Annotated in this window: 13 protein-coding genes and 1 pseudogene; 8 read left to right on the top strand and 6 right to left on the bottom strand. The window is 74.7% G+C overall.

Annotation, left to right across the window (positions count from 1 at the left end; genetic code table 11):
- A pseudogene (locus HUW36_RS10190) lies at positions 1-512 on the top strand (sphingosine kinase); the annotation flags it as partial.
- On the opposite strand, the gene HUW36_RS10185 reads toward HUW36_RS10190, so the two are convergent.
- Entirely contained in the window at positions 475-1407 is a 933-nt protein-coding gene (locus HUW36_RS10185; protein WP_174527906.1) for an EamA family transporter, read from the bottom strand. The pseudogene HUW36_RS10190 and the gene HUW36_RS10185 sit on opposite strands and share 38 nt — an antisense overlap.
- 27 nt (positions 1408-1434) lie before the next feature.
- Entirely contained in the window at positions 1435-2199 is a 765-nt protein-coding gene (locus HUW36_RS10180; RefSeq protein WP_246248041.1) for an HAD family hydrolase, read from the bottom strand.
- Between the two features lie 85 nt (positions 2200-2284).
- On the opposite strand from HUW36_RS10180, the gene HUW36_RS10175 reads away from it, so the two are divergent.
- The gene (locus HUW36_RS10175) at positions 2285-5071 is read left to right on the top strand and encodes a DEAD/DEAH box helicase (RefSeq protein ID WP_174527905.1); all 2787 of its coding nucleotides are present in this window, start codon (positions 2285-2287) and stop codon (positions 5069-5071) included.
- Between the two features lie 164 nt (positions 5072-5235).
- On the top strand, positions 5236-6123 hold the full coding sequence (locus HUW36_RS10170; RefSeq protein ID WP_174527904.1) for an MHYT domain-containing protein: 888 nt from the start codon (positions 5236-5238) through the stop codon (positions 6121-6123).
- Positions 6124-6268: 145 nt separating this feature from the next.
- Here the strand turns inward: HUW36_RS10170 and HUW36_RS10165 are convergent, their stop codons facing one another.
- A complete protein-coding gene (locus HUW36_RS10165; protein ID WP_174527903.1) occupies positions 6269-7225 on the bottom strand; it encodes a 5'-3' exonuclease in 957 nt (318 codons plus the stop codon).
- Positions 7226-7292: 67 nt separating this feature from the next.
- Here HUW36_RS10165 and HUW36_RS10160 point away from each other — a divergent pair, with 67 nt between their 5' ends.
- Positions 7293-8366 (top strand): DUF4037 domain-containing protein, encoded by a 1074-nt coding sequence (locus HUW36_RS10160; protein ID WP_174527902.1) that lies wholly within the window; start codon positions 7293-7295, stop codon positions 8364-8366.
- Positions 8367-8373: 7 nt separating this feature from the next.
- Here the strand turns inward: HUW36_RS10160 and HUW36_RS10155 are convergent, their stop codons facing one another.
- On the bottom strand, positions 8374-9636 hold the full coding sequence (locus HUW36_RS10155) for an MFS transporter (protein WP_174527901.1): 1263 nt from the start codon (positions 9634-9636) through the stop codon (positions 8374-8376).
- A gap of 71 nt (positions 9637-9707) precedes the next feature.
- On the opposite strand from HUW36_RS10155, the gene HUW36_RS10150 reads away from it, so the two are divergent.
- The 4 genes from HUW36_RS10150 to HUW36_RS10135 all read left to right on the top strand — a co-directional run bounded on the left by HUW36_RS10150 (position 9708) and on the right by HUW36_RS10135 (position 15206).
- A complete protein-coding gene (locus tag HUW36_RS10150) occupies positions 9708-10622 on the top strand; it encodes a winged helix-turn-helix transcriptional regulator (RefSeq protein ID WP_174527900.1) in 915 nt (304 codons plus the stop codon).
- Positions 10623-10755: 133 nt separating this feature from the next.
- Positions 10756-12120, top strand: coding sequence for an extracellular catalytic domain type 1 short-chain-length polyhydroxyalkanoate depolymerase (locus HUW36_RS10145; RefSeq protein WP_174527899.1), 1365 nt, complete (start codon positions 10756-10758; stop codon positions 12118-12120).
- Between the two features lie 266 nt (positions 12121-12386).
- Positions 12387-14975 carry a discoidin domain-containing protein gene (locus tag HUW36_RS10140; protein WP_174527898.1) on the top strand — a complete coding sequence of 863 codons (2589 nt, stop codon included), beginning with the start codon at positions 12387-12389 and terminating at the stop codon, positions 14973-14975.
- Between the two features lie 108 nt (positions 14976-15083).
- On the top strand, positions 15084-15206 hold the full coding sequence (locus HUW36_RS10135) for a ribosomal protein bL36 (protein WP_174527897.1): 123 nt from the start codon (positions 15084-15086) through the stop codon (positions 15204-15206).
- An 8-nt stretch (positions 15207-15214) separates the two neighbouring features.
- On the opposite strand, the gene HUW36_RS10130 is transcribed toward HUW36_RS10135, so the two are convergent.
- Entirely contained in the window at positions 15215-15979 is a 765-nt protein-coding gene (locus HUW36_RS10130) for a glycosyltransferase family 2 protein (protein ID WP_174527896.1), read from the bottom strand.
- A 57-nt stretch (positions 15980-16036) separates the two neighbouring features.
- On the bottom strand, positions 16037-16531 hold a 495-nt coding region (locus HUW36_RS10125; protein ID WP_174527895.1), incomplete at its 5' end, for an ElyC/SanA/YdcF family protein.

The following is a 16531-nucleotide window of genomic DNA, read 5'->3' as shown; positions in this document are numbered from 1 at the left end:
GGCTGTCCGGGGCCGGCGGCGCCGACCGCTGGTACGGCGCGGTGCTCGCGGCCGGCTTCGACGCGATCGTCAACGAGCGGGCCAACCGGATGCGCTGGCCGCGCGGCCCCCGCCGCTACGACCTGGCGATCCTGGTGGAGCTGGCCCGGCTGCGCCCGCGCCGCTACCGGCTGGTCCTGGACGGGGTGCCGCAGGAGGTCGACGCGGTGCTGGTCGCGGTCGGCAACGCGGCCAGCTACGGCGGCGGGATGCGGATCTGCCCGGACGCCGACCCGACCGACGGGCTGCTGGACGTGGTGGTGGGCGGTCGGTTCGACAGGCGCACCCTGATGCGGGTGAAGCCGCGGATCTACCAGGGCACCCACGTGACGCACCCGCTGGTGCGCGCCTACCGGGCGCGGACCGTGGAGCTGGCCGCCGAGGGCATCACCACCTACGTCGACGGGGAACGGTCGTTCGACCTGCCGGTGACGGTCACCGCCGTGTCGTCGGCGCTGCGGCTGCTGCGCTGACCGTCGGCGTCGGCGGGACCGGCGCCGGCGGGGGCGTGGCGGCCCGGACCGCGCCGGCGCTGGCCGCGACCACCAGCCCGATCGCGAAGACCTCGACCGGGTGCAGCGCCTGACCGAGCACCAGCCACCCGGCCAGCGCGGCGATCGCCGGCCCGAGGCTCATCAGCACCGCGAACGTCGCGGTGGGCAGCCGCCGCAGCGCCGCCAGCTCCAGGCTGTACGGCAGCACCGAGGCGAGCAGCGCCAGCCCGGCGCCGAGTCCCAGCACCGCCGGGTGGGCCAGCCGACCGCCCGCGTCGACCAGCCCGACCGGCAGGGTGACCAGCGCGGCCACCGTCAGGGCGAGGGCCAGCCCGTCGGCCCGGGGGAACCGCGCGCCGACCCGGGCCGAGCAGACGATGTACGCGGCCCACATCGTGCCGGCCAGCAGCGCCAACGCCGCGCCGAGCGGGTCCAGCCGGTCGAACCCGCCCTGCCCGAGCAGGACCACCCCGGCCAGCGCCAGCCCGGCCCAGCACCAGGCGGCGAGCCGGCGCGCGCCGAGCACCGACAGCGCCAGCGGGCCGAGCACCTCCAGCGTGACGGCCGGACCGAGCGGGATCCGCTCGATCGCCTGGTAGAAGATCGAGTTCATCCCGGCCAGCGCCAAGCCGAACGCGACCACGGCCGCCCAGTCACCGCGCCCGTGCCCGCGTACCCGGGGCCGGCACACCACGAGCATCAGCAGCGCGCCGAGGGTCAGCCGCAGGGTGACCGCCCCGGCCACCCCGGTCCGGGGGAACAGCAGCGCGGCCAGCGCGGACCCGAACTGCACGGACAGCGCCCCGCCGAGCACCAGCGCGACCCCGCCGAGCCGGCCCGGGGCGCGCGACGGTACGGGGCGGTCGGCGGTCACGCCCCTGACCCTAGCCGGGGCCTCCGGTCACCCGAGCCCGGCCAGGTCGAGCACCGCGCCCAACCCGTTCGGCCGGCCGGCGTCGGCGCACGGCAGCACCAGCACGCCGCAGCCGGCCGCCACCGCGCCCGCGTCCGCCGGGGTGTCACCCACCATCAGCGTGTGCTCCGGGTCGACGCCCAGCATGCCGCAGGCGCGCAGGAAGATGCCCGGGTCCGGCTTGCAGCGCCCCACCTCGTACGACAGCGCGTACGCGTCGACCAGGGCGTCGAGGTCCCAGGCGGCGAAGAGCGGGCGCAGGTCGAAGCCGATGTTGCTGACCACCGCCACCTTCACCCCGGCGGCGCGCAGCGCGCCCAGCACCGGCCCGGTGTCCGGGTACGGCACCCAGCCCTCGGGCACCAGCACCCGCTCGTACAGCGCGTCGGCGAACCCGTCGATGCCGGTGTCGACGGTCTCGGCCAGCCCGGTGTAGGCGCCCCGGTGGGCGTGCGGGTAGAGGTCCCGGTCGGCCCACAGCTCGGCCAGCCGGGGCGGCACCCGGGCCGGCAACGGCCCGCCCGCGCGGCCGGCGGTGAGCAGGCGGTCGGCGAGCGCGGTGGCCCGGATCCGGTCCAGCTCGACCCCGCAGGCGACCGCGGCGGCCCGCACCCAGGCGAGCGGCTCCTCCACCTGGGCGAGGGTGCCGTGGAAGTCGAAGAGCACCGCCTCCACGGGCCGGCGGGACGGGCTCGGGCGGACGGCGTCGTCGGCGCCGCTCGAGGCGTGGGGCAGTTCGGTACGGTCCGGCACGTCGTGCACCCTACCGACCCGCTCCGACCGCCCTGCCGGACGGCCTTGACCGGTGGCCGTCGGGCGTACCGATTAATCTTGGGTCATGTCGAGCCCCGCCGAGCGGTACGCCGCGGCGCGCCGCCGGGCCGCGCAGGCCTCCGCCTTCCCGGCCCTGGACGAATTCTCCCGCGACCTCGGGTTCGATCTCGACGACTTCCAGCGTGAGGCGTGCGAGTCCCTGGAGCGGGGCAGCGGGGTGCTGGTCTGCGCGCCGACCGGCGCGGGCAAGACCGTGGTGGGGGAGTTCGCGGTGCACCTGGCGCTGCGCGGCGCCCCCGGCGCGCCGGCGGGCGACACGACGACCCGGCGCAAGTGCTTCTACACCACGCCGATCAAGGCGCTGTCCAACCAGAAGTACCACGACCTGGTCGACCGCTACGGCGCCGAGCACGTCGGTCTGCTCACCGGCGACAACGCGATCAACGGCGACGCGCCCGTGGTGGTGATGACCACCGAGGTGCTGCGCAACATGCTCTACGCCGGCTCGGCCACGCTCGACGGCCTGGCCTACGTGGTGATGGACGAGGTCCACTACCTCGCCGACCGGTTCCGTGGTGGGGTCTGGGAAGAGGTGATCATCCACCTGCCGGAGTCGGTCACGCTGGTCTCGCTGTCGGCCACCGTCTCCAACGCCGAGGAGTTCGCCGACTGGCTGGTCACCGTGCGCGGCGAGACCGCCGTGGTGGTCTCCGAGCACCGCCCGGTGCCGCTGTGGCAGCACATGCTGGTCGGCAAGCGGATGTTCGACCTGTTCCACGACGCGGACGCGGCCCGCAAGCACGACGTGCACCCGGAGCTGCTGCGCTACACCCGGGACACGATGCGCCGGCTGGAGCTGGGCGAGGGGCGCAGCGCCGGCCCGGGCGGCGGGCGACGCGGCCCGCGCTGGCGGGGCCCGATGCGCCCGGACATCGTCGACCGGCTCGACCGCGAGGGGCTGCTCCCGGCGATCCTGTTCATCTTCAGCCGGGCCGGCTGCGACGCCGCCGTGCAGCAGTGCCTCGCCGCCGGCCTGCGGCTCACCTCTCCGGACGAGCGCGCCGAGATCCGTCGGGTGGTGGAGTCCCGGGTCACCGCCATCCCCGGCGAGGACCTGTCCGTGCTGGGCTACTGGGAGTGGCTCGACGGGCTGGAGCGCGGCCTGGCCGCCCACCACGCCGGCATGCTCCCGGCGTTCAAGGAGGTCGTCGAGGAACTGTTCGTGCGCGGCCTGGTCAAGGCGGTCTTCGCCACCGAGACGCTGGCGCTGGGCATCAACATGCCGGCCCGCTGCGTGGTGCTGGAACGCCTGGTGAAGTTCAACGGCGAGGCACACGTCGACCTCACCCCGGGCGAATACACCCAGCTCACCGGCCGGGCCGGTCGGCGGGGCATCGACGTCGAGGGGCACGCGGTGGTGGTCTGGTCGCCGGAGACCGACCCCCGGCACGTGGCCGGGCTCGCGTCCACCCGCACCTATCCGCTGCGGTCCAGCTTCCGGCCGTCCTACAACATGGCCGTCAACCTGGTCGGCAGCGTCGGGGCGGCGCCGGCCCGAGAGCTGCTGGAGTCCTCCTTCGCGCAGTTCCAGGCGGACCGGTCGGTGGTCGGCCTGGCCCGGCAGGTGCAGCGCAACACCGAGACGATCGAGGCGTACGGCGCGGACGCCGCATGCCACCAGGGCGACTTCGACGAATACTTCGCGCTGCGGGTGGCGATCGCCGACCGGGAGCGCGCCATCGCCCGGCAGGGGCAGACCCAGCGCAAGGCGGCGGCCGTGGCCTCGCTGGAGCGGCTGCGGGTCGGCGACGTGATCCGGGTGCCGTCCGGGCGGCGGGCCGGGTTGGCCGTGGTGCTCGACCCGGCCACCGGAGGCTTCGGCGAACCCCGCCCGCTGGTGCTCACCCAGGACCGCTGGGCCGGTCGGGTCAGCCCGGGCGACTTCACCACCCCGGCCGAGGTGCTGACCCGCATCCGGGTGCCGAAGCACTTCAACCACCGTTCCCCGGCGGCCCGGCGCGACCTGGCCGCCGCGGTCAGCGGCACCGGCCTGGACCGGCACGGCGGCCGCCGGGGCGGGCGGTCCCGCCAGGCGGCGGGGGAGGACCACCGGCTCAGCCAGCTCCGGGTCGAGCTGCGTGCCCATCCCTGCCACGCCTGTCCGGACCGGGAGGAGCACGCCCGCTGGGCGGAGCGCCGGCGCCGGCTGGAGCGCGACACCGACGAGCTGCGCCAGCGGGTGTCCGGGCGGACCGGTTCGCTGGCCCGTACGTTCGACCGGATCGTCGCCCTGCTCACCGCGCGCGGCTACCTGGCCGCCGACGGGGAGGTGACCGACGCCGGCCGGATGCTGGCCCGGATCTGGACCGAGGCCGACCTGCTGGTCGCCGAGTGCCTGCGCCGCCGCGTGTGGGACGGCCTCTCCCCGGCCGAGCTGGCCGCCGCCGTGTCGGTGGTGGTCTTCGAGGCCCGGCGCGACGTCGACGAGCGGGCCTCGCTGCCGCGCGGCGCGGTCGCCGACGCGGTCGACGAGACGCTCAAGCTGTGGGGCGACATCGAGGCGGACGAGGCGGCGCGCGGGTTGACCGTCACCCGCGAGCCGGACCTGGGCTTCGCCTGGCCGATCTACCGGTGGGCGCGCGGGGAGGCGCTCGCCAAGGTGCTCGCCAGCGGGCACCAGGTGGACGGCGAGATGCCGGCCGGCGACTTCGTCCGGTGGGCGCGGCAGGTGGTCGACCTGCTCGGCCAGCTCGCCGACTCGGGCGGCGCGTCCACGGAGCTGCGCGCCACCGCGCGGCAGGCCATCGCGGCGGTCAACCGGGGCGTCCTGGCCTACCACGCCTCCGCCTGACAATCACTTTCGGTCACCGTCGGTGGGAAATCGACGCATCGCTCCGTCACTGTGACACCACCCCCCGAACACCCGGGGGGCCGGTGTCATGCCTGGTCAACGCCTGCCCGATCATGTCCGGGGCGCGGGTTACGCGTCGGTAGCAGATCGGGGGGAAGGTCGCCGTGGGCGAGATCAATCACTTTGAGTACGGGTGGATCACGCCCGCGCTCAGCTACGCGCTGTCCGTGCTCGGCTCGGCGCTCGGCCTGGTCTGCGCCGGCCGGATCCGGACCGCCACGGGCGCCGGCCAGCGGGTGTGGTGGGGGCTGCTCGCGGCCTGGGCCCTGGGCGGCACGGCCATCTGGGCGATGCACTTCATGGCGATGCTCGGCTTCGCCGTCAGCGGCACCCGGATCCGCTACGACGTGCCGCTGACCGCGGCCAGCACGGCCATCGCGGTGGCTGCCGTCGGCATCGGCCTGGCCATCGTCGGCACCGGCCGGCTCACCGGCGTGCGGCTGCTCGCCGGCGGGTTCTTCACCGGCGCCGGGGTGGCCGCCATGCACTACACCGGGATGGCCGCCATGCGGCTGGACGGTTCGCTCGGCTACGACCGGCTGCGGGTGGCGCTCTCCGTCGTCATCGCGCTGGTGGCCGCCACGGTGGCGCTGTGGCTGGCGATGACCGTCCGGCGGGCGCTCGCCATCATCGCCTCCGCGCTGGTCATGGGCATCGCGGTCAACGGCATGCACTTCACCGGCATGAGTGCGCTGTCGGTGCACCTGCACGAGGGCCGCGGGGCGGCCACCGGCACCGAGGTGAGCGGCCTGCTGGTGCCGATCGTGCTCGCCGTCGTCTTCGGCGTGGTCGGGCTGGTCTACGCGCTGCTCGCGGCCCCCTCGGACGACGACCGGGCGGGTGCCGCGTACGTGGCCGCACGGCTCGACGGCGCGTCGGCGGCGGCCCCGGCCGAGCCGGCGCCGGACCCGGTGGGCCTGCGCAGCCGCTCCACGCTGGCCCAGCCCGGCACCCCGTTCCCGTCGCGCCGGCGCACTGACCGCCCGTCGTGATCAACTGATCACGACCGGTCAGCCGCCCGGCCACCACCCCGGCAGTGATCGACACCAGCTCGGGGAGGTGGCGGGGTCCGGTGGCCGCCGATGCCGCCACTCCGCCGAGGTGGCGGCGGTCAGGTCGCCGGCGCGGCTCGGCCCGTCAGGTGCGGGGGGCGGCGAGGGCGTCGACCAGCCGGCGGCAGGAGCCGGCCAGGTTCCAGCGTTGCGCCAGGTCGAGCAGCCGGTCCGGATCCGCCGGGGACGTCGGCAGCGCCGCGCTCAGCTCGGGCAGCGGCACGTCGGTGGCGACCCGGACCACCGTTGGCGCCACCGCCAGGTAGTCGCGGGCGGCGTCGAGCTTGCCGCGCAGCCCGGGCGCGAAGCCGGACCCGGGGTCGTCCAGCGCGGCCAGGATGCCGTCGAGCCCGCCGTAGCGCTCGATCAGCCGGGCGGCGGTCTTCTCGCCCACGCCGGGCACCCCGGGCAGGCCGTCGCTCGGGTCGCCGCGCAGGGCGGCGAAGTCGGCGTACCGGTCGGCGGGCACGCCGTAACGACCCCGGACCGCCGCGTCGTCGCAGTCGTCGAGCTTGGCCACGCCGCGACCGACGTAGAGCAGGCGCACCTGCCGGTCGTCGTCGACGAGTTGGAACAGGTCGCGGTCGCCGGAGACCACCTCGGCCGGGCCGGGCTGGGTCACCGACAGCGTGCCGAGCACGTCGTCGGCCTCGTAGCCGTCGGCGCCCACGGCGGGGATGCCGAGCGCGTCCAGGACCTCCAGGATCATCGGCACCTGTGGGGACAGCGTGTCCGGCACGACCTCGCCGCCCTCGGGCGCGACCCGGTGCGCCTTGTACGACGGGAGCAGCTCCACCCGCCACGCCGGCCGCCAGTCGTAGTCGAGCGCGCAGACCATCCGGTCGGGCCGCCGGGTGCGCACCAGCTGGGCGAGCATGTCGAGGAACCCGCGCACGGCGTTGACCGGCTGGCCGTCGTCCGTCCTCGCCGCCGACTCGGGGATGCCGAAGTAGGCGCGGAAGTAGAGGCTGGGGGAGTCGATCAGCAGGATCGGGGGTCGGTGTGCCACGCCGACCAGCGTGGCACAGCCCTCCGACGACATGGGGGAGGCCGGGGTGGCGCCGGAAAACCCGCGGGCGCGGACGGCCGGCGGTACGCAGACTGACATAGTGAGCTTCGTACCCGGCCTGACCCTGGCCCGCCGGTTCCACGACGAGGTGGTGGGTCCGCTGCTGGCCCGACGGCTGCCCGGCCTGCGCTACGCCGCCGGGCTGCTCGACGGCGGCTCCGAGCTGCTCGGCCTCGACACGGCGCGCTCCACCGACCACGACTGGGGTCCGCGTACCCAGCTCTTCGTCGCCGCCGCGTCGGACGTGGCGCCGGTGCGGGCGGTGCTCGACGCGGAGCTGCCGGCGGAGTTCCTCGGCTGGCCGACCCGGTTCGCCGGCGGTCCGACGGTCCGGCTCGGCACGGTCCGGGCGGACGGTGACCGGCACGGCGTGAGCGTCGACGAGCTGGGCGGGTGGCTGCGCGACCGGCTGGGCGTCGACCCGCGTGACGGACTGACGGCGGCGGACTGGCTGGCGACACCCACCCAGCGGCTGGCGGAGCTGACCGGCGGGGCGGTGTTCCACGACGGGCTGGACGGTGCGCTCACCGCCGTCCGGGCGCGTCTGGCCTGGTATCCGGACGACGTCTGGCGCCACGTCCTGGCGGCGTCCTGGCAGCGGGTGGCGCAGGCCGAGCACCTGGCCGGCCGCTGCGCCGAGGTCGGCGACGACCTGGGCAGCCGGGTGGTGACCGCCGGGCTGACCCGGGACCTGATGCTTCTGGGCCTGGTGGCGCGGCGGTGCTGGCCCCCGTACGCGAAGTGGCTCGGCACCGTCTTCGCCGCGTTGCCGCGGGCGGCGCCCGTGGTGGACGCGCTGACCACGGCGCTCGGGCCGGGTGACTGGCCGACCCGGCAGACCGGTCTGGTGCGCGCGTCGGAGACGGTGGCCGACTGGACCAACGGCACCGGGCTCGCCGCGCCCGTGGACCCGACCGCGCGGCCGTTCCACGACCGGCCGTTCCTGGTGCTGCACGCCGGGCGGTTCACCGAGGCGCTGCGCGCCGCGATCACCGACCCGGACCTGCGGGCCCGGCCGCCGGTCGGCGCGGTGGACCAGTACCTCGACAACGTCGACGTGCTGACCCGCGCGGACCGGGTCCGGCGGGTGGCGGCGGCGGTGCTGCCGGACTGACGGGGGCTCAGGGCGCGGCGACCGGTTCCGGGGTGGGCGATCCGTCGACGCGCAGGTCGGTCAGGTCGCGCAGACGGCGGACCGGGGAGAGCAACAGGGCCAGCGGCGCCAGCATGGTGGCCGCGGCGAAGCAGAACAGGGTGGCGCGGGCGCCGGCCGTCCCGGCCAGGGCGCCGGCGAGCAACCCACCGACGGGGATGGCGCCCCAGGAGACGAAGCGGACCGTGGCCATCACCCGGGAGAGCAGGTCGGGCGGGCTGGCGGTCTGCCGGTAGGTGCGGGTCGTCACGCTGAGCACGACGACCCCGCCGGCGAAGAGCACGTTGCCCACCGCGAAGGCGGCGTACGCCGGCCACCCGACGCCCACCGGCACCAGGGCCGCGCCACCGACCGACACGAGGCAGGCGGCCACCAGCGACCGCGCGGTTCCCCACCGGCGCGTGATCCACGGGGTCAGGGCCGCGCCGACCAGGGACCCGACGCCCTCGACGGCGAGCAGGAGGCCGACCAGCGCGGCCGGGGCGTGCAGCTCGCGCACCAGGTAGAGCGGATAGATCGCCAGTTGGGCGCCGCAGACGAAGTTGACCGCGGTGGCGGTCCACATGGTCGGTCCCATCACCGGGTGCCGGGTGACGTACCGCCAGCCCTCGCCGATCATCGCCCGCAGCGGGGGCCAGCGGTCCGGCACGTCGGCGCGGCGCGCGGGCAGCGAGGCGAGCAGCGCCGCCGAGACGAGGTAGCTGACGGCGTCGACAAGCACGGCCGGCACCGCACCGAGCGCCTGCACCGCCACACCGCCCAGGGAGGGGCCGCCGAGCTGGGTGGCGGCGTGCGTGGCCGAGGTGAGGCTGTTGCGGGCGTGCAGCTGCTCGCGCGGGACCACGGCGGGCAGGAACGTGGCGTTGGCGACGTCGAACAGCACGTTGGCGAAGCCCACCACGAGCGCCACGACGACCAGTTGGGCCACCGTCAGCCGGTCCCACCACCAGGCCAGCGGCACCGACGCCACGGCCACGGCCCGGGCCAGGTCCGCGCCCACCTGCGCGCCGCGCAACGGCAGCCGCTGCACGATCACGCCGGCCGGCAGGCCGATCACCAGCCAGGCGGCGAAGCTCGCGGCGGCGACCAACCCCATCTCGAAGGCGGAGGCGTCGAGCACGGTCAGCGCGGTGAGCGGCAGCGCCACCGCGCCGACCGCCGACCCCAGGTAGCTGGTGGTGCCGGCGGCCCACCAGCGCCAGAACACCCCGGCCCGCTGCTCGACGGACATGCCGTCAACCCCCGATCCGAGCCAGTGAGTTCCAATCTGGAACGGACTATAGTCGGTTTCGGAGGTGGCGTGTGAAACGGTCGGACCTCGTCGACGCCGACTGCGGCATCGCGCAGGCGCTGGGAGTGCTCGGCGACTGGTGGGCGGTGCTCGTCCTGCGCGAGATCGCCGGCGGCACGACGCGGTTCGACGCCGTCCAGCGCGCGCTGGGCGTCAGCCGGCGGGCGCTTGCCGAACGGCTCGGCGCCCTGGTGGCCGAGGGGGTCCTGCGGCGCGAGCCCTACTCGACCCGCCCGCCGCGTTACGACTACCTGTTGACCGCCAAGGGCGAGGGCCTGCTGCCGGTCCTGGTCGCGCTCCAGGACTGGGGGACCCGGCACGTGATGGGGGACGGCGCGCTGACCGGCACCGCCGAGGCCGACTCGGCCGAGTCGCGTCGCCTGCACCGGCTCGTCGGCCGGCGGCTGCCTCCGGTGGACCTGGCCGTGCACGACGGCACCACCGCGTCGCCGGCCGTTCCCGGCCGGTGGACCGTGCTCTACCTGTTCCCCGGCGCGTTCGCCCCGGATGCGCCGCACCTGCCGCCCGGCTGGTCGGACATCCCCGGAGCGGTCGGCTGCACGCTCGAGTCCCGGACGTACGCCGACCGGTACGCGTCGTTCCGGGCCGCCGGGGCGGAGGTGCGCGGCGTCAGCACCCAGCGTCCGGACCAGCTTGCCGCGTTCGTGGACCACGCCCGGTTGCCGTACCCGCTGCTCGCCGACGAGGACGCCCGGCTCGCCGCGGGACTGCTGCTGCCCACCTTCCGCGCGGGCGGAGTGGTCCGGTTCAAGCGGCTCACCCTGCTGGTCGACCCCGACGCCGTGGTCCGGGTGGTGCAGTTCCCGATCACCGATCCGGCGGGCTCGGTCGACGACATGCTGGCCGAGGTGCGCCGGCGGGCCGCGCCCGCCGGGTCGGTTGTCGACTCCGGGCCGGGGGCCTAGACTCCGATCCGACCGCATCTATCTGCGATCGTCTATCTCGTCTCCGAGGGTCCGGGCCGCCTTCGCAGGCGCCTCGTCGGCGACCACGCCGCGACGCGCCACTGCGCGGTGTCCCCACCACAGAGGAGAACCCATGCTGTCCAGAAGGAGCAGGCTCCGGCTGCTCGGCGCGGCCCTGGCCGCGGCCGGGCTCGCCGCCGTGGCGGCGCTGGCCGCCCCGGGTCCGGCCGCCGCGGCGGCGCTGACCGAGGTGACGAACTTCGGCGCCAACCCGAGCAACCTGCGGATGTACCTGTACGTCCCGGACGCCGTCGCGCCCCGGCCGGGGCTGCTGGTGGTCAACCACTACTGCACCGGCAGCGGTCCGGCCATGTACTCCGGCACCCAGTTCGCGGCGCTCGCCGACCGGTACGGCTACGTCGTCGTCTACCCGTCGGTCACCCGCAGCAGCAAGTGCTTCGACGTCTCGTCGCCGCAGGCGCTGCGCCGCGACGGCGGGAGCGACCCGGTGGGCATCAAGTCCATGGTGGACTACGTGCGGCAGCGGTACCCGGTCGACCCGGAGCGGATCTTCACCACCGGCACCTCGTCCGGGGCGATGATGACGAACGTGCTGCTCGGCGTCTATCCGGACGTGTTCCGTGCCGGGTCGGCCTTCGCCGGGGTGCCGTTCGGCTGCTTCGCCACCACCAACGGCTCGGAGTGGAACAGCGAGTGCGCCAACGGGCAGGTCCTGAAGACCCCGCAGCAGTGGGGCGACCTGGTGCGCAACGCGTATCCGGGCTACGCCGGCCCGCGACCCCGGATGCAGCTCTGGCACGGCACCAACGACGAGACGCTGCGCTACCCGAACTTCGGCGAGGAGATCGACCAGTGGACCAACGTCAACGGGCTGAGCCAGACGCCCGCGTACACGGACAGTCCGCAGGCCGGCTGGACACGCACCCGGTACGGCGGCACCGGCGGCACCGCGACCGTCGAGGCGATCAGCATGCAGGGCGTCTCGCACAACCTGCCGGTCGACGCGGCCCAGGCGATCCGCTTCTTCGGCCTGGACGGCAGCGCCCCGCCGACCAGCGCCCCGCCCACCACACCGCCGCCGACCACGCCGCCGCCGACCACGGCCCCGCCCACCACGCCGCCGCCGACCACGGCCCCGCCCACCACGCCGCCGCCGTCGGGCGCGTGCCGGGTCGGGTACGTGGTGAACGCCTGGAACACCGGACTGACCGCGTCCGTGACGATCACGAACACGGGCACCGCGCCGGTCAACGGCTGGAGTCTAGCCTTCACCCTGCCGGGCGGGCAGACGATCACCGGTGGCTGGAACGCCACGTACGCGCCGACCAGCGGGGCGGTGACCGCCCGCAACGTCTCCTACAACGGCGCGATCGCCCCGGGCGGCTCGGTGACCATCGGTTTCCAGGCCACCCACACCGGCAACACCGGTAGTCCCGCCGCGTTCACGCTCAACGGCAGCCCCTGCGCCGTCGCCTGACCACGTCGACCCGAATCACGGCAGGGGTGGCGGCATCGCTGCCGCCACCCCTGCGCGTATCGGATCCGATCACGGCAGGAGGCTTTGTTCCGGACTTTTCACAAGGCGCGAAAAAAGGAGGGCGCAGGGCTCCCAGGAATTGACATGCGCCACTGCGCGCGGGGATGGTCCACCGCACGGGCGTGCACCGGTCACCCGGCCGGAACCCGTCCACCGCACCGGAACCGCAACCCCCGCCCCGCACTCCTCCCGTCCCGGAGATGCCCATGTCACCCGTACGACTCCTGCCGTCACCACCCCGCCGGTCGGTCCGGCGGACGGTCGCCGCGCTGACCGTCCTGCTCGCCGCCGTGGCGCTTGTCGGCCCGCCCGGCCCGGCCCGCGCCGCCGACCCGCTGCTGTCCCAGGGGCGGCCCACCACCGCCTCCTCGACCGAGAACGCCGGCACCCCGGCGTCGAATGCCACCGACGGCAACGCCGGCACCCGCTGGTCCAGCGCGTTCGCCGATCCCCAGTGGATCCAGGTCGACCTCGGCGCGACCGCCACCGTCTCCCGGGTCAGCCTGGCCTGGGAGGGGGCCTACGCGCGGGCGTACCAGGTGCAGACCTCGACCGACGGCGCCACCTGGACCACCGTGTTCGGCACGACCAACGGTGACGGCGGCACCGACGACCTCACCGTCACCGGCACCGGCCGCTACGTGCGGGTGTACGGCACCGCCCGGGCCACCGGCTACGGCTACTCGCTCTGGGAGTTCCAGGTCTACGGCACCACCGGCGGCGGCAGCGGCGGCTGCGACACCGCGACGAACGCCGCCCAGGGCCGGCCGGCCACCGCCTCCTCGACCGAGAACGCCGGCACCCCGGCCGGCGCGGCCGTCGACGGCAACCCGGGCACCCGCTGGGCCAGCGCCGCCGCCGACCCGCAGTGGCTCCGGGTCGACCTGGGCAGCGTCCGCACCGTGTGCCGGGTGACGCTGAGCTGGGAGGCCGCGTACGCGCGGGCATACCAGATCCAGACCTCGACCGACGGTGCCACCTGGACCTCCGTCTACGGCACCACCAGCGGTGACGGCGGCACCGACGCGCTGACCGTCAGCGGATCGGGTCGCTACCTGCGGGTGTACGGCACCGCCCGGGGCACCGGTTACGGCTACTCACTGTGGGAGGTCGTGGTCAACACCACCGGCGGCGGCACCATCCCCGGCGGCGGGTCGCTCGGACCCAACGTCGTCACGTTCGACCCGTCGATGTCGGCCGCCACCATCCAGGCCCAACTCGACGCCGTCTTCCGCACCCAGGAGTCCAACCAGTTCGGCACCCAGCGGTACGCGCTGATGTTCAAGCCGGGCGACTACTCCGGGATCAACGCGCAGATCGGCTTCTACACCTCGATCATTGGGCTCGGCCGGAACCCCGGCGACGTGCGCATCCACGGCGACGTGACCGTGGACGCCGGCTGGTTCAACGGCAACGCCACCCAGAACTTCTGGCGCTCGGCGTCGAACATGCAGGTCTTTCCGTCGGCCGGGGCCACCCGGTGGGCGGTGTCGCAGGCCGCGCCGTTCCGCCGGATGGACATCCAGGGCGACCTGAACCTGGCCCCGAACGGCTACGGCTGGGCCAGCGGCGGCTACATCGCGGACAGCAGGGTGACAGGCGTGGTGCAGCCGTACTCGCAGCAGCAGTGGTACACCCGGGACAGCAACGTGGGCGGCTACCTCAACGCGGTGTGGAACGTGACCAACTCCGGGGTGGTCGGCGCGCCCGCGACCAGCTTCCCGAACCCGCCGTACACCACGCTCGCGCAGACCCCGGTCAGCCGCGACGTGCCCTACCTCTACCTCGACGGCAACGGCGCCTACCAGGTCTTCGTCCCGTCCACCCGGACCAGCGCCAGCGGGGCGTCCTGGCTGGGCGGCTCCACCCCGGGCACGTCGATCCCGCTGAGCCAGTTCTACGTGGCCCGGCCCGGCGACTCGGCGGCCACCATCAACACCGCGCTGGCCCAGGGCCTGAACCTGCTCTTCACCCCCGGCGTCTACGACGTCGACCAGAGCATCGCGGTCAACCGGCCCGGCACGGTGGTGCTCGGCATCGGCTACCCGACGCTGGTGCCGCAGAACGGCGTGGTGCCGATGACCGTCGCCGACGTCGACGGCGTTCGCCTCGCCGGGCTGCTGTTCGACGCCGGCGCGGTGAACTCGCCGGTGCTGCTCCAGGTCGGCCCGGCCGGGTCGACCGCCAGCCACGCCACCAACCCGACCTCGATCCAGGACGTCTTCTTCCGCATCGGCGGCGCCCACGCCGGCAGGGCCACCACGAGCCTGGTGGTCAACCAGGACGACGCGCTGATCGACCACATCTGGGCCTGGCGGGGTGACCACGGCACCGGCATCGGCTGGACGGTCAACACCGCCGACACCGGACTGATCGTCAACGGCGACAACGTCACCGCGCTCGGGCTCTTCGTCGAGCACTACCAGAAGTACGAGGTGATCTGGAACGGGAACAACGGGCGGACGATCTTCTTCCAGAACGAGTTGCCGTACGACCCGCCGAACGCGGCCTCCTGGATGAACGGCTCCCGGGTGGGCTACGCCGCGTTCAAGGTCGCCGACGCGGTCACCACGTTCGAGGGGTGGGGCATGGGCAGCTACTGCTACTTCAACGTCGACCCCACCATCGCGGCCTACCACTCCTTCGAGGCCCCCACCAGGTCGGGCGTCCGGTTCCACGACCTGCTCACCGTCTCGCTGGGCGGGAACGGGTCGATCACCCACGTCATCAACGACACCGGCGGCACCGCGCAGGGCACGAACACCGTGCCGGTGAACGTGGTCAGCTACCCGTGACCACCGTCCGGGGGCGGCCGGCCGCACGCGCCGGCCGCCCCCGGGCATGACCGCGACCCCGACGGGTACCCGTCACCGGACGGACACCGGCGGGAACGGGAGGGCGTGATGAAGGTCCGGAGCTCCCTGCGCGCGTTGACGCGCAAGGCCAACTCGATAGTGGTCCGGCGTCGCGGCAAGCTGTTCGTGATCAACAAGACCGACCGGCGGCAGAAGGCCCGACAGGGCTGAGCCGGTGATCAGGGAGTTCGCGCCACAGGTGTGGGACGCGCGGGCGTGACGCCCGCCACCGGCGGGTGGGGCTGCGACGGCGCGGGGGAGAGCAGGCGGGCGGCGGCGAAGCCGACGAGCGGCCGGTAGATCCGCACCGAGTCGGCGAGCGCGGAGAAGTGCGAGCCCGAGTTGCCGGCGTGGTAGTGGGTGGCGATGTCGACCTGCTCGATCGGCAGTCCGTCCCGGACGGCGTGCAGCAGCACGTTCATCTCGTACTCGAAGCGGTCGCCGGGGACGGTGCCGAGCCAACCCAGCATCCCCGCCGGGTAGGCGCGCAGCCCGGTCTGGGTGTCCCGCACGTCCCGGCCGGTGGCCAGCCGGAACGCCGCCCGGGTGGCCGCGTTGCCGAACCGGCTGCGGGCCGGGACCTCGCCGTCGAACCGGCGTACGCCGAGCGTCGCCGCGCCGGTGGCGCGCATCCGGTCGGCCACCCGGACCACGTCGTCCACCCGGTGCTGGCCGTCGGCGTCCACACACACCACGTCCTGGCCGGGACGGTCGGTCACGGCGTACCGGAAGCCGGTGCGCAGCACCACGCCCTTGCCCCGGTTGACCCGGCGGCGCAGCACGGTCGCGCCCCGGGCGCGGGCCTCGGCGAGCACCCCGGCGGCGGCCGGGCCGCTGCCGTCGTCGACGACGAGCACGGACGCTCCGGGCAGCGCCGCGACCAGGTCGGTGACGAGCGGCGGCAGACGGTCACCCGGTCGGTACACCGGCACGAGCGCGATCACGGAAACCTCCCGGGGGACTCGCCCGTCGGCAGGTCCGCGGGTCGATCGACGAGCGTTCTACCCCGACCGTCGGACGGCGAATCCCCGCCCGCCGCCGAGCAACCGGGCCGCCCGGGTCAGTCCGCGCTCGCGGCGCAGCAGCGCCTCCGGGGTACGCAGGCCGAGATAGCCGAGCCGGCAGGCGACCCGGGCGGCCCGCTCCCGGCGCGCCGGCACCGGATCCGGCCCGGTCACCGGCACGTCCCGCAACGCCGGGCCGGACAGGCCGAGGACCCGAGCGGCGAGCAGCCGGACGCGGGGCAGGTGCCAGGGATGGGAGACCAGCCCGAGTGGACGGTCCACGGTGAACTCGGCCGGGTCGAGCAGGCCGTCCTGGACGGTGTGGGCCAGGTTCTGCAACGTGGTGCGGGACCGGGTCTCGGCGTCCGAGCGGACGTAGGCGTCGAGGCCGGCGTCGTGGGCGAGCACGCGCATCAGCTCACCCTCCCGGAAGCCGGCCGGCGGGCCCGGCGCGCCGGCCGGCCCGTGCGGCCACCCGCCGGTGAACACCAC

It is taken from the genome of Micromonospora maritima, from assembly GCF_902825405.1.
Lineage (GTDB): Bacteria > Actinomycetota > Actinomycetes > Mycobacteriales > Micromonosporaceae > Micromonospora > Micromonospora maritima.
The sequence above is the reverse complement of the archived record's forward strand: the minus strand, read 5'-3'. Positions and strand labels throughout refer to the sequence as shown.